Here is a 12,999-nt window from a genome sequence, read left to right as displayed (position 1 = left end):
GTGGCAGCATTTTGGTTGTGTCTAGAGGGGATCGCCGGGAGTCGCTGAACCTTCGCGTCCCCCCGGATCTGAAGCGGCAGGTCGAGGAGTACGCCCACCGGGCGGGCATCTCGCTCAACGCCGCCGCATGCGTTCTCCTCGCCGATGCCCTGCGCCTTGAGCGGAGGCGCCAGGGATGATTCGCTCCTACACGTTCCTCCTGCGTCCCACTGCCAGGCAGGAAGCCGCGCTGCGGGCGATGCTGGCCGATCACTGCTCCCTGTGCAACGGCGCACTCCAAGAGCGGCGGGATGCCTACCAGCGCGGCTCGAAGACCAGTGTCAGGTACAGGGACCAGTCGGCGCAGCTCAAGGAGATCCGCACCTTCGACCCCGAGCGTCAGGGCCGTTGGTCCCTCTCCTCGCAGCAGGCCACGCTTCGCCGTCTGGACAAGGCGTTCCAGGCGTTCTTCCGCCGGATCAAGGCCGGTGAGAAGCCCGGATACCCGCGCTTCAAGGGTGTCGGCCGCTTCGACACCGTGGTCTTCCCCAGGGACGGGGACGGGTGCCGCTGGGACTCCACCCAGTACGACCGCCGCACCCGCGTCCGACTGCAAGGCGTCGGGCACGTCCGCGTGCACCAGCACCGGCTGGTGAAGGGCTGTGTGAAGACGATCAGTGTCAAGCGGGAAGGCCGCCGCTGGTATGTGGTCCTCTCGTGTGACGAGGTGCCCGCCGAACTCCTGGCCCAGACTGGTGAGGTCGTCGGCGTCGACATGGGCGTCACGTACTTCCTGACCACCTCGAACGGCGAGCACATCGCCAACCCTCGCTTCCTCGAAGTGGCGGCCGGGGAACTGGCCGAAGCCCAGCGGCACCTGGCGACGTTTCCCAAGCGCACCAAGCGGCGCGCGAAGGCGCACCGCGCCGTCGCGCGGAAGGTCGCCAAGATCCACGCGAAGATCCGGCGTCAGCGTCTGGACCATGCGCACAAGACCGCCCTTACCCTCGTGGGCGACTACGACGCGATCGCTCACGAACGGCTGAACACGGCGGGCATGACCCACGCTCCCAAGCCGAAGCCCGACCCTGACCGGCCCGGCGTGTTCCTCCCGAACCAGCGGGCTGTGAAGGCCGGGTTGAACCGATCGATCCTCGACGCGGGTTGGGGGGTGTTCCTCACGATCCTCACCAACAAGGCTGAAAGCGCCGGTCGGACCGTCGTTGCGGTGGACCCTCGCAACACCTCCCGCACCTGCCCGTCCTGCGGGTGCGTCGCGAAGGAGAACCGCGTCACTCAAGCGAAGTTCCAGTGCACGGCGTGCGGGTTCGCGGCCGACGCGGATCACGTCGGCGCGCTGAACGTCCTCAACAGGGCCGGGCTGGTCCTCTGTGTCGCTGCTCAGCCGACGACGCAGGAAGCTCGCGCGGTTACGCGTGGGTGGGGTCACGACAGAACAGTGTCAGAAGGGGCGGTGTACGAAACCCGTACGTGCGGTCACCGTTGCGTATCGACGGAAAAGTGCCCTCCGGTACGGCGCGCTCTACGCGCGTAGGAGTTAGAGTGCGGAAATGACGAGCCAGACTGCACCGACTGGAGCCGTCCCGACGCCGGACCAGATCCGCCGGGCGCCCAAGGTTCTGCTGCACGATCATCTCGACGGCGGGCTCCGTCCCGGAACCGTCGTCGAACTCGCCGAGGAGACCGGGTACCCGGGCCTCCCCGAGACCGACCCCGACAAACTGGGCATCTGGTTCCAGGAAGCCGCCGACTCCGGCTCGCTGGAACGGTACCTGGAGACCTTCAAGCACACCGTCGGCGTGCTGCAGACCCGGGACGCGCTGATCCGGGTCGCGCGGGAGTGCGCCGAGGACCTCGCCGAGGACGGCGTCGTCTACGCCGAGGTGCGGTACGCGCCCGAGCAGCACCTGGAGCGGGGGCTCACCCTGGAGCAGGTGGTCGAGGCCGTCAACGAGGGGTTCCGGCAGGGGGAGCGGCTGGCCCGGGAGAACGGCCACCGGATCCGGGTCGGCGCCCTGCTGACCGCCATGCGGCACGCGGCCCGCTCCCTGGAGATCGCCGAACTCGCCAACCGCTACCGGGACTCCGGCGTGGTCGGCTTCGACATCGCCGGCGCGGAGGCGGGCTATCCGCCCACCCGGCACCTGGACGCCTTCGAGTACCTCAAGCGCGAGAACAACCACTTCACCATCCACGCCGGCGAGGCCTTCGGGCTGCCGTCCATCTGGCAGGCACTGCAGTGGTGCGGCGCCGACCGGCTCGGGCACGGTGTGCGGATCATCGACGACATCGAGGTCCGCGAGGACGGCTCGGTGCGGCTCGGCCGGCTGGCGTCGTACGTCCGCGACAAGCGGATCCCGCTGGAACTGTGCCCCAGTTCCAACCTCCAGACCGGGGCCGCGACCTCGTACGCCGAGCACCCGATCGGGCTGCTGCGCCGGCTGCACTTCCGGGCCACGGTGAACACCGACAACCGGCTGATGTCCCACACGAGCATGAGCCGGGAATTCGAGCGCCTTGTCGAGGCGTTCGGTTACACACTCGACGACCTCCAGTGGTTCTCCGTCAATGCGATGAAATCAGCGTTCATTCCTTTCGATGAACGACTCGCCATGATCAATGACGTCATCAAACCGGGATACGCGGAACTGAAATCCGAATGGCTGTTCCAGCAGACGGCCTCCACCAGCGGTTCTGCTGATTCGGAGGGCTGACCGAGCCCTTCGTCCCGGAACGGAATGCGGACACGCTTTCACAAGGCGTCCGCATTTCGGTGTTTGCGGCGGGTGGTCCGGCGTGTTTACGGTCGTGGACCGCTCAGATCATTTGTGATCTCCGTCTCCGCATTCAAGGACGCATTCACCATGAAGCAGTCTGCCGCCAAGACCCTCGGTGTCGCCGCCCTCGGCGCCGCCTTCGCCGCCACCGGTGCGGGCGCGGCCAACGCGGCCACGGCCCTCCCCGACACCGGCCAGGCCACGCAGGCCCTGAGCTCCGTCAGCCAGACGCTGCCGGGCGCCACCGAGGCGCTGACCCAGGGGCAGGGTGCCCTGGGTACCGCGACCGCCGCCGCCACGCCGGCCGTCCAGAGTGCGCTCGCCAAGGGCCCGACCGCGCCGGTCGCCGGGCTCCTCGGCGGACTGCCGACGGGCAACACGGGCCTGCCCACGCACGGTCTGCCGGTGAACGGGATCCCGCTCGGCTGACCCGGCGGCCCCTGGCCGTACGACACCGCTGGGGCGCCCCGGATCCGGTCCGGGGCGCCCCAGCGGCGTTCGCGTGCGCCGCTCCGGCCTCACCAGGCGGTGCGCGACTCCTCGGACGGCATCAGGATCCACAGCGCTATGTAGAGCAGGAACTGCGGGCCCGGCAGCAGGCAGGACAGCAGGAAGATCACCCGCATCGTCGTCGCCGAGGTGCCGAAGCGCCGGGCCAGTCCGGCGCACACGCCGCCGATCATGCGGCCGTGGGTGGGGCGGGCGAGAGCGGACATGGCGACTCCTCCGTGGTGGTCGATGCACTGTCTTCAGCGTCTTCAGCTGCTTTCAGCTGTCTTCGACGATACGGAGACGAAGCGGGCGAAGCGTCGCTCTACGGGGCGATCCCGACCCTGGGAATCGTCGGGGTACGACCCTGAGCCGGCTCCTCCCGGACGGTCACGAAGCGTTCGGCCCACGTGTCACCGTCCTCGCCTGCGTCGCCCACGTCGCCCGCGTCCCTCCGCCGCAGCCAGGCGCGTCCCGCCGGTACGACGGCCAGATGGGCCAGGACGACACCCGCGGTGTTCAGCAGCAGCGAGTCGACGTCCACGACCCTGCCGGGCACGCCGGTCTGGAGCAGCGCGATGCCGAGGGAGATCAGGGCGCCCGCCACGGCCGTACGGATCAGGGAGGCGAGCGGGGAGACGGCGAGCCTGCCGTGCACCGCCGGCAGCAGCACGCCCAGCGGGGCGAGCAGCGCCAGACCCTCACCGATGCGCCGGGCGGCCTCCCGCGCACCGAGTGCCAGGTCGGCGCGGATGCCGGCCAGGGGGTGCAGGTTGGGGGGTGTCACCCAGGGGACGTCCAGGGGACGCAGCGTCAGCCAGGCGACCAGGGCGAGGTGGGCGACGAGGAGGACACCGCCGGTCACCCGGATACGGATCGTGGCACTGCCGCCGAAGCGTTGACGCTGCACGACCCCCTAGACGCAGCGCCGGGTACGAACGGTTCCGGTGCGGCACGACTGCCCGCGGCCGGGCCGGCCCGACCACCTGCGGCCGCCCCCTCACCGCAAGAAGAACCAGGGCCAGAACCTGACGAAGCACTACTAGGACTTCCCCAGCACCTCGCTCGACGGCGGCTCCGCCGATCCCGGGCGGTTGCGGACGTCGTCCGTGCAGGCGTAGCGGCGGGGGGTGTCCGGGGCCGGGCCGGCCAGGATGACCGAGCCGTCGCCCTCCGTCGCCGCCGAGTCGGAGAGGGTGCAGACCAGCTGGGCCAGGGCGTAGGACGTGAGGCGGGACGGGGGCGTGTTCAGGCGGAGGGTGTCCTCGGGGTCCTTCGGGGCGGGGCCGGAGACGTTCAGGCCGCCCGGGACGTACGTCGTGTAGCCCGCGGAGCGTTCGGCTGCGGACGGCGACGCGGCGAGCTGGTCCAGCAGGCCCTGGGCCACGATCACCCGGCGCCGGGCGTCCGGGGTGCCGTCGGGGACGCGCACCGTCCGGTCGACCGTCACCAGGGACGCCCCGCAGAGCAGGAAGACCTGCACGGGCACGCCCTGCGAGGACTGCGTTGCCACGTCCGGGCCGGCCAGCGAGCACGGCACCCGGGACGGCGCCGCCCCGAAGTCGGTCGGCACCTGAGTGGCCCGGATGCCGCAGCCGGATAGCAGCAGACCCAGGAGGGGCAGCGCCAGCAGGCGTCGTACGGTCATGACCCCTCCTTTCCTGATCCTGAACTGCCTGTGTCGTTCGTGTCGTTCGGGTTGTTCCTGTCGGCCCTGGTGTCCTTCTCGCCCCCGTCCGCCTCCTCCGTCAGCCGCGAGGCGTCCCGCGGTAGCCACAGGGTGAACACCGCGCCGCCGCCGGGCGAGTTGGCGGCCGTGATCTCGCCGCCGTGGATGTGGGCGTTCTCCATGGCGATGGACAGGCCCAGGCCGCTGCCCTCGGAGCGCGGCCGGGAGGCGCTCGCCTTGTAGAAGCGGTCGAAGACGTGGGGCAGGACCTCCTCGGGGATGCCCGGCCCGTGGTCGCGCACCGCGATGACCACCTCGTCGTCCGCCGCCCTGACCGACACCCGCACCGGCGACCCGCCGTGCTTGAGCGCGTTGCCGATCAGGTTGGCGAGGATCACGTCCAGCCGGCGCGGGTCGAGGAGGGCGTGGATGCCGCGCTCGGCGTCCAGTTCGACGGCGTCGAGCCAGGCGCGGGCGTCGATGCAGGCGGTGATCTGGTCGGCGACGTCCACGTCGTCCAGGACCAGCCGCGCGGTGCCCGCGTCGAAGCGGGTGACCTCCATCAGGTTCTCGACCAGGTCGTTCAGCCGCCGTGTCTCGCTGACCACCAGCCGCACCGCAGGCTCGATCATCGGGTCGATGCTGCCCGACTCCGCCTCCAGCTCCTCCTCCAGCACCTCCGTGACAGCGGTGATGGCGGTCAGCGGCGTCCGCAGCTCATGGCTCATGTCGGCGACGAAGCGGCGCGAGGCCTCGTCCCGGGCGGCCATCTCCGCGACCCGCTGCTCCAGCGCCTCGGCCGCGTTGTTGAACGTCCGGGAGAGATCGGCCAGTTCGTCCGTGCCCGACACCCGCAGCCGGGTGTCCAGCTTGCCCTCGCCCAGCCGCGCCGCGGCGACCCCGAGCCGGTGCACCGGCTTCAGCACGGTCGTGGCGGCGGCCTGCGCGAGCAGCGCGGCGCCGATCAGCGCGAGCCCCGTGGCGATGCCCAGCGACCAGGCCAGCGAGTTCAGATCCTTGGCCTCCGGCTCCAGAGACTTCGCCATGTAGCCGGTCGGACCGCCGCCGATCACCCGCGTACCGGCCACCAGATACGGCGTGCCGTGGCTCACGACCCGCTGCCAGTACAGGTGGTACGGCTCCTTGTTGGCGTCGGTCACCTTCTGCTGCTTGTTCACGGCAGCGCGCAGCGACTTCGGCACGTCCTCCAGCGAGAAGCCGTTGATACCGCCCGAGTTGCCGTACACCGTCTTGCCGCCGGCGTCCTGGCCGACCAGCAGCACGCTGAAGCTCTGGCTGCTGGTCGCCATCTGCCCGGCGGTGCGCTGGAGCTGGTCCTGGGTGGGGTGCGAGGGCAGCGCGCCCGCGCGGTTCTGCATCTCCTGGCGGAAGTCGCGCAGCACCGCGTCCTGGGCGCGGGTGAGCACCGCCTCCCGGTTCAGCCAGTAGGCGATGCCGGACGCCGACACGGCGGCGGTCAGGGCCACCAGCCCGAAGACGACGACCAGCCGCAGCCGCAGACTGGTGAACCTCAGCCGGGCCAGACTCCTCCCGCGCCCCGCGGCCCAGCCGCGCAGCCCCCTGTGCGTGTCGGTCACTGAGGCGTGTCCAGGCGGTAGCCGACACCACGGACGGTACGGATCAGCGTCGGGGACGACGGCACGTCCTCGACCTTGGCGCGCAGCCGCTGCACACACGCGTCCACGAGCCGTGAGTCACCCAGATAGTCGTGCTCCCACACCAGCCGCAGCAACTGCTGCCGGGACAGCGCCTGACCGGGCCGCCGGCTCAGCTCCAGCAGCAGCCTGAGCTCGGTCGGGGTCAGCTGGAGGTCCTCGCCGTTCTTCGTCACGGTCATCGCCGAACGGTCGATGACGAGGTTGCCGAAGGTCGCCGAGTCGCTGGACTCACGCTCCCCGCGCCGCAGCACGGCGCGGATCCGGGCGTCGAGCACGCGGCCCTGCACGGGCTTGACGACGTAGTCGTCGGCCCCGGACTCCAGCCCGACCACCACATCGATGTCATCGCTGCGCGCGGTGAGCAGGATGATCGGCAGCTGGTCGGTGCGCCGGATCCGGCGGCACACCTCGAAGCCGTCGATGCCGGGCAGCATCACGTCCAGCACGATCAGGTCCGGCCGCTGCTCGCGCAGCAGCTTCAGACCGTCCTCACCGCTGGCAGCGGTGGCCACCCGGTGGCCCTGGCGGGTCAGGGAGAGCTCCAGGGCCGTGCGGATGGCGTCGTCGTCCTCGATCAGCAACAGGGAAGGCACGGGCTCATTCTGGCCCATGGACCCGCCGTCCTCCCACCTGCCCGCACCAGCCCTTCCCTACCGCCACCACATGTGCACGTCCTGTGAGCGCGCTGAGCCGGACCCCTGTGACAGGTCTGTGACAGTCGGCGGACACGGCGATGAAGTGACCCCGGCAGAGTTTTCGTCACGGGCCGGACGGTCAGCCGGAACCGGCCCGGCAAGACCGAACCACCGGAAGTCCACGACGGGGAGCGCGAGATGAACACGCTGCACAGCATCAGCACCAGCGCAGTGGTCACGCGTCTGCACGACGTGCACATGCACCGGTCCGGTTCCGAGAAGTCCGGTGCCGTGAGCGGGCGGGGGTGCGCTCGCGGTACCGGGCGTCAGCACCCGGCGTACATGTCGGTGGTCGACGCACATACGCCGGACGGCGTCACGGGGCCCGCGGCGGCAGCCGCCGTGGGCGCTGTCGGGGGAGCTGCGTACGGGGAGGACTCGGGGGAGCGGCGTCGCTCGCTGACGGAGGCGGAGTTCACCGCCTACGTCCAGGAGCGCCGCGCCTCCCTGTACGCCACCGCCTACCACCTGACCGGCGACCGCTTCGAGGCCGAGGACCTGCTGCAGAGCGCGCTGTTCTCGACGTACAAGGCGTGGGACAGGATCAGCGACAAGGCGGCCGTCGGCGGCTACCTGCGCCGCACCATGACCAACCTGCACATCAGCGCCTGGCGGCGCCGCAAGCTCAACGAGTACCCGACCGAGGAACTGCCGGAGACGCCCTCCGACACGGACGCGATGCGCGGCACCGAACTGCGCGCGGTCCTGTGGCAGGCGCTGGCCCGGCTCCCCGAACTCCAGCGCACCATGCTGGTCCTGCGCTACTACGAGGGCCGCACGGACCCGGAGATCGCGGAGATCCTCGACATCAGCGTCGGCACGGTCAAGTCCAGCATCTGGCGCTCGCTGCGCCGGCTGCGCGAGGACGAGGTCCTCAGCTTCGGCCGTGACGAGGAGAACGCCTTCGGCGAGCTCGTCGCCTGAGGGCAGGGGTCACCGGGGGGTGGCCCGAGGGGGGACACGGGGGAAGACGGGGGAGAACGGGGCCGCTGGGGGGCGGCCCACGGGGGAAACGGGGAGGGACACGGGGGAGCACCAAGAGCGGGGCTGGAGGGCCGGGGGGCCTGTCCAGTCCCGCTTTTGCGTGTGTACGACGCCTGCGGTGCTCAGGCCGGGGTCTGCTGCCGCGCCTGCCCCGTCGCCGCTGTCGCGAGCCGGCCCAGTGCCTCGTCGCGATCGCACGCATGCGCACCCAGCGCGACCTGGCGGGCGACGATCGACCGCTCCGCCCGCATCAGCCGCCAGCCGCGGCGCAGCAGGAACGGCACCGACTTGCGGCCCTCCTTCAGGTCCCGCGTGAAGCGGCGCCGGAAGGTGGTGAGCGGGCCACGGCTCAGGCACAGCGCGTCCGCGAGCAGGCCCCGTTCGCGGACGCGCTCGACGATCTCCGCCGCGAAGATGCCCTCGGCGATGAACAGCGGGGTACGGCCGATGTCGAGCGTGTCCTCGCCGGTACGGGCGCTCAGCGCGATGTCGTACACCGGCACCGGCGTCGAGCCCGTGGCGCACAGCCGGGCTATGGCCTCGATCGCGACGTCCGCGTCCCACGACTCCGGATGGTCCCAGTCGATGTCCGAACTGCCCGCCACCAGCGGCAGGGTCGGGTCGTCACCCTCCTTGTAGAAGTCGTCGAGGCGCAGCACGGGAAGCCCGGAACGGGCGGCGACGAGTGACTTGCCCGAACCCGAGGGACCGCACAGCAGCACGACACGGGCGGGGGACGGAGGATGAAGGCTCACGGAACACCAGTTTGACGCATGGGGGGCGCCCTGCCGACCCCGCGGGTCGGCTTTTGAGCGTGACCCCCGCCTCAACTACCCTTCGTGTCGACAGCATTACCCTGCGCACCAGAAGGCGGCACCAGCGATGGCCCGACAGACCACCCCTCAGCACCCCGTCGCGCAGCGCGCCCTGATCGCCCTCGCGACCGCCGGAGCGGCCCTGGGAGCGGGCGCGGCGACGGCCCACGCGGAATCCGCAGCCCAGTTGGTGGAGGTGCCGTGGCGCCCGACCTCACTCGGCAAGATCGACCCGGAGGCAGGCCTGACGGTCCTGACGGGAACGGTCGGCTACGTCACCGGCCCCGTGGCCGGTCTGAAGCCGAACCCCCTGGCGGGCACGGGCGTTGACCCGCTGGACAACGGCGTGGGCACACAGTTCGCCGACTTCAAGCCGGTCGCTTCGCAGATGCTGACGGCACCGGTGACGGGGGCGCGGTCGCTGGGTGCGGTGCCGGGGGTGGGGCAGGTTCTCGGGGTTCTGGGTCGCTGAAGCGCCCCCGAAAGGGGCGCGGGGCTGCGTTGTGCGGCTCCCGCGCCCCCTCCGTCAGTACGACGACCCGGACGCGCCCAACGACCCCGTCGGATGCCACACGGTCTTCGTCTCCAGGAACGCCGTCATCCGCTCGATCCCGGGCGTCTCGAAGTAATCCACAGCCTGTGGACGCAGAACGCGCTTGAGATTGTCGGCCGCGGCGACCTCCAGCTCCTTCGCGAGCGCCTCGTCCGCGCCCGCGAGGTCGATGGCGTTGACGTCCTGGTGTGCGGCCAGCGGGGCGGCGAGCTCCGCCGTACGGCCGGACAGGACGTTGACGACACCGCCGGGGACGTCGGAGGTGGCCAGGACCTCTCCCAGGGAGAGGGCGGGGAGCGGGGACTCCTCGCTCGCGATCACGACCGCCGTGTTGCCGGTGGCGATCACCGGGGCGACAACCGAGACCAGGCCCAGGAACGACGACTCCTGCGGGGCCACGACAGCCACCACACCCGTCGGCTCCGGCGAGGAGAGGTTGAAGAACGGACCCGCGACCGGGTTGGCGCCGCCGATCACCTGGGCGATCTTGTCGGTCCAGCCGGCGTACCAGACCCAGCGGTCGATGGTCGCGTCCACGACCGCCGCCGCCTTCGACTTGGACAGACCCTCGGCGTCGGCGACCTCGCGCACGAACTGGTCCTTGCGGCCCTCCAGCATCTCCGCGACGCGGTAGAGGACCTGGCCCCGGTTGTAGGCGGTCGCGCCGGACCAGCCGCCGAACGCCTTGCGCGCGGCCACGACCGCGTCCCGGGCGTCCTTGCGGGAGGACTGCGGAGCGTTGGCCAGCCAGTTGCCCTTGGAGTCCGTCACCTCGTACACCCGGCCGCTCTCGGAACGCGGGAACTTCCCGCCGACGTACAGCTTGTAGGTCTTGAAGACGCTCAAACGGTCAGACATCGAGGTACGCCTCCAGGCCGTGGCGGCCGCCCTCGCGGCCGAAGCCCGACTCCTTGTAACCGCCGAACGGCGAGGTCGGGTCGAACTTGTTGAACGTGTTGGACCAGATCACACCCGCGCGGAGCTTGCTCGCCACCGCCAGGATCCGTGAGCCCTTCTCGGTCCAGATGCCCGCGGACAGGCCGTACTGCGTGTTGTTCGCCTTGGCGACCGCCTCGTCCGGGGTGCGGAAGGAGAGGACGGACAGCACCGGGCCGAAGATCTCGTCGCGGGCGATGGTGTGCGCCTGGGTGACGTTCGTGAAGAGCGTCGGGGCGAACCAGTAGCCGCTCTCCGGAAGTTCGCACGCAGGGGACCAGCGCTCGGCGCCCTCCGCCTCGCCCTGCTCGGCCAGTGCGGTGATCCGGGCCAGCTGCTCGGCGGAGTTGATCGCGCCGATGTCGGTGTTCTTGTCCAGCGGGTCGCCGAGACGGAGGGTGGAGAGCCTGCGCTTCAGAGCGTCGAGCAGCTCGTCCTGGATCGACTCCTGGACCAGCAGACGGCTGCCCGCGCAGCAGACCTGGCCCTGGTTGAAGAAGATGCCGGTGACGATGCCCTCGACGGCCTGGTCGATGGGGGCGTCGTCGAAGACGATGTTGGCGCCCTTGCCGCCCAGTTCGAGGGTGAGCTTCTTCCGCGTGCCCGCGACCGTGCGGGCGATCTCCTTGCCGACGGCCGTGGAGCCGGTGAAGGCGACCTTGTTCACGTCCGGGTGCGCCACGAGGGCCGCGCCCGCGTCGCCGTAACCCGGAAGGATGTTGACGACCCCCTTGGGCAGGCCCGCCTGGCGGCAGATGTCCGCGAAGAACAACGCCGACAGGGGGGTCGTCTCGGCCGGCTTCAGGACGACCGTGTTGCCCGTCGCCAGCGCCGGGGCGATCTTCCACGCCAGCATCAGGAGGGGGAAGTTCCAGGGGATGACCTGGCCCGCCACGCCCAGCGGCCGCGGGTTCGCGCCGAAGCCGGCGTGGTCGAGCTTGTCGGCCCAGCCCGCGTAGTAGAAGAAGTGGGCCGCCACCAGGGGCAGGTCGGCGTCCCGGGTCTCCTTGATCGGCTTGCCGTTGTCCAGCGTCTCCAGGACGGCCAGCTCACGGCTGCGCTCCTGGATGATCCGGGCGATGCGGAACAGGTACTTGGCACGCTCGGAGCCCGGCAGCGCGGACCACTTCTCGAACGCCTTGCGGGCGGCCTTGACGGCGCGGTCCACGTCCGCCTCACCGGCCTGGGCGACCTCGGAGAGGACCTCTTCGGTCGACGGGCTGACGGTCTTGAAGACCTTGCCGTCGGCGGCCTCCGCGAACTCGCCGTCGATGAACAGGCCGTAGGAGGGGGCGATGTCGACGACCGAGCGGGACTCGGGCGCGGGTGCGTACTCGAATGCGGATGCCATGGTGATCAGTCCACCGTCACGTAGTCGGGGCCGGAGTAGCGGCCGGTGGCCAGCTTCTGACGCTGCATCAGCAGGTCGTTCAGGAGCGAGGAGGCGCCGAAGCGGAACCAGTGGTTGTCCAGCCAGTCCTCGCCCGCGGTCTCGTTGACCAGGACCAGGAACTTGATCGCGTCCTTGCTGGTCCGGATGCCGCCGGCCGGCTTCACGCCGACCTGGACGCCGGTCTGGGCGCGGAAGTCCCGTACGGCCTCCAGCATCAGGAGGGTGTTGGCGGGGGTCGCGTTGACGGCGACCTTGCCGGTGGAGGTCTTGATGAAGTCGGTGCCCGCGAGCATGCCGAGCCAGGAGGCGCGGCGGATGTTGTCGTACGTGGACAGCTCGCCGGTCTCGAAGATGACCTTCAGCCGGGCGGTGTCGCCGCAGGCCTGCTTCACGGCGACGATCTCGTCGTACACCTTCAGGTACTTGCCGGCGAGGAACGCGCCCCGGTCGATGACCATGTCGATCTCGTCGGCGCCGGCGGCGACGGCCTCGTGGACGTCGGCCAGCTTCACGTCGAGGGCGGCACGGCCGGCCGGGAAGGCGGTGGCGACGGAGGCGACCTTGACGCCCGAGCCGGCGACGGCCTCCTTGGCGACGGCCACCATGTCGGGATAGACGCAGACGGCCGCCGTGGTCGGGGTCGTCCGGTCCGTCGGGTCGGGATGGACCGCCTTGGCGCCGAGCGCCCGGACCTTGCCCGGGGTGTCCGCGCCTTCCAGCGTCGTCAGATCGACCATCGAGATGGCGAGGTCGATGGCGTACGCCTTCGCGGTGGTCTTGATGGAACGGGTGCCGAGAGACGCGGCCCGCGCCTCCAGGCCGACCGCGTCGACGCCGGGCAGCCCGTGCAGGAAGCGGCGCAGCGTGCTGTCGGACGCGGTGACGTCGGCGAGCGCGTGTGCTGTGGGTGCGGTAGAGGGCATGGTCACCAGACGAGCATATCTACGCGCGTAGCGGATGTATACCCCTGGGTCTCTCCAGCTGCTCATCTCTCACCCCGGGGTCACGG

The 12,999-nt window shown here is 70.5% G+C and carries 15 protein-coding genes; 6 read left to right on the top strand and 9 right to left on the bottom strand.

The genetic code is table 11. From position 1 onward, the window contains the following. Positions 1–17: 17 nt before the first annotated feature. From O1G22_RS44880 to O1G22_RS15975, 4 genes are all read left to right on the top strand, one after another. Positions 18–179, top strand: a complete 162-nt coding sequence (locus O1G22_RS44880) for a toxin-antitoxin system HicB family antitoxin (protein ID WP_428986368.1) — start codon at positions 18–20, stop codon at positions 177–179. Then, positions 176–1,534 (top strand): RNA-guided endonuclease InsQ/TnpB family protein, encoded by a 1,359-nt coding sequence (locus tag O1G22_RS15985; protein ID WP_270081974.1) that lies wholly within the window; start codon positions 176–178, stop codon positions 1,532–1,534. Before O1G22_RS44880 ends, O1G22_RS15985 begins: the two co-directional genes overlap by 4 nt. Before the next feature lie 16 nt (positions 1,535–1,550). Beyond that, the gene (locus O1G22_RS15980; protein ID WP_270081973.1) at positions 1,551–2,714 is read left to right on the top strand and encodes an adenosine deaminase; all 1,164 of its coding nucleotides are present in this window, start codon (positions 1,551–1,553) and stop codon (positions 2,712–2,714) included. Between the two features lie 150 nt (positions 2,715–2,864). Continuing rightward, positions 2,865–3,206, top strand: coding sequence for an ATP-binding protein (locus O1G22_RS15975; RefSeq protein ID WP_270081972.1), 342 nt, complete (start codon positions 2,865–2,867; stop codon positions 3,204–3,206). A gap of 89 nt (positions 3,207–3,295) precedes the next feature. Here O1G22_RS15975 and O1G22_RS15970 read toward each other — a convergent pair whose 3' ends face one another. The 5 genes from O1G22_RS15970 to afsQ1 form a co-directional block, all read right to left on the bottom strand. Further along, the gene (locus O1G22_RS15970; RefSeq protein WP_270081971.1) at positions 3,296–3,493 is read right to left on the bottom strand and encodes a PspC domain-containing protein; all 198 of its coding nucleotides are present in this window, start codon (positions 3,491–3,493) and stop codon (positions 3,296–3,298) included. Between the two features lie 98 nt (positions 3,494–3,591). Next, positions 3,592–4,176, bottom strand: a complete 585-nt coding sequence (locus O1G22_RS15965) for a VanZ family protein (RefSeq protein WP_270081970.1) — start codon at positions 4,174–4,176, stop codon at positions 3,592–3,594. A gap of 132 nt (positions 4,177–4,308) precedes the next feature. Then, a complete protein-coding gene (locus O1G22_RS15960) occupies positions 4,309–4,914 on the bottom strand; it encodes a hypothetical protein (protein WP_270081969.1) in 606 nt (201 codons plus the stop codon). Then, a complete protein-coding gene (locus O1G22_RS15955; RefSeq protein WP_270081968.1) occupies positions 4,911–6,533 on the bottom strand; it encodes a sensor histidine kinase in 1,623 nt (540 codons plus the stop codon). The genes O1G22_RS15960 and O1G22_RS15955 overlap by 4 nt, the downstream gene beginning before the upstream one ends. Further along, positions 6,530–7,207: a two-component system response regulator AfsQ1 gene (afsQ1, locus tag O1G22_RS15950; protein ID WP_067041772.1), complete on the bottom strand. Its 678-nt coding sequence runs from the start codon at positions 7,205–7,207 to the stop codon at positions 6,530–6,532. The genes O1G22_RS15955 and afsQ1 overlap by 4 nt, the downstream gene beginning before the upstream one ends. 240 nt (positions 7,208–7,447) lie before the next feature. On the opposite strand from afsQ1, the gene O1G22_RS15945 reads away from it, so the two are divergent. Beyond that, positions 7,448–8,233, top strand: coding sequence for a SigE family RNA polymerase sigma factor (locus tag O1G22_RS15945; protein ID WP_270081967.1), 786 nt, complete (start codon positions 7,448–7,450; stop codon positions 8,231–8,233). A 182-nt stretch (positions 8,234–8,415) separates the two neighbouring features. On the opposite strand, the gene O1G22_RS15940 is transcribed toward O1G22_RS15945, so the two are convergent. Continuing rightward, positions 8,416–9,048 (bottom strand): uridine kinase family protein, encoded by a 633-nt coding sequence (locus O1G22_RS15940; RefSeq protein WP_270081966.1) that lies wholly within the window; start codon positions 9,046–9,048, stop codon positions 8,416–8,418. A 127-nt stretch (positions 9,049–9,175) separates the two neighbouring features. Between O1G22_RS15940 and O1G22_RS15935 the strand changes: the two genes are divergently transcribed. Then, positions 9,176–9,580 (top strand): hypothetical protein, encoded by a 405-nt coding sequence (locus O1G22_RS15935; protein ID WP_270081965.1) that lies wholly within the window; start codon positions 9,176–9,178, stop codon positions 9,578–9,580. 54 nt (positions 9,581–9,634) lie between these two features. Here the strand turns inward: O1G22_RS15935 and O1G22_RS15930 are convergent, their stop codons facing one another. Genes O1G22_RS15930 through deoC form a run of 3 tightly spaced genes read right to left on the bottom strand, consistent with a single transcriptional unit; the run spans position 9,635 to position 12,913 of the window. Next, positions 9,635–10,519 (bottom strand): aldehyde dehydrogenase family protein, encoded by an 885-nt coding sequence (locus tag O1G22_RS15930; RefSeq protein ID WP_270081964.1) that lies wholly within the window; start codon positions 10,517–10,519, stop codon positions 9,635–9,637. Then, positions 10,512–11,948 (bottom strand): aldehyde dehydrogenase family protein, encoded by a 1,437-nt coding sequence (locus O1G22_RS15925; RefSeq protein ID WP_270081963.1) that lies wholly within the window; start codon positions 11,946–11,948, stop codon positions 10,512–10,514. Before O1G22_RS15925 ends, O1G22_RS15930 begins: the two co-directional genes overlap by 8 nt. A 5-nt stretch (positions 11,949–11,953) precedes the next feature. Next, on the bottom strand, positions 11,954–12,913 hold the full coding sequence (gene deoC / locus O1G22_RS15920) for a deoxyribose-phosphate aldolase (RefSeq protein WP_270086434.1): 960 nt from the start codon (positions 12,911–12,913) through the stop codon (positions 11,954–11,956). Positions 12,914–12,999: the final 86 nt, after the last annotated feature.

Origin of the sequence: Streptomyces camelliae, from assembly GCF_027625935.1 — a bacterium.
Lineage (GTDB): Bacteria > Actinomycetota > Actinomycetes > Streptomycetales > Streptomycetaceae > Streptomyces > Streptomyces camelliae.
The sequence above is the reverse complement of the archived record's forward strand: the minus strand, read 5'-3'. Positions and strand labels throughout refer to the sequence as shown.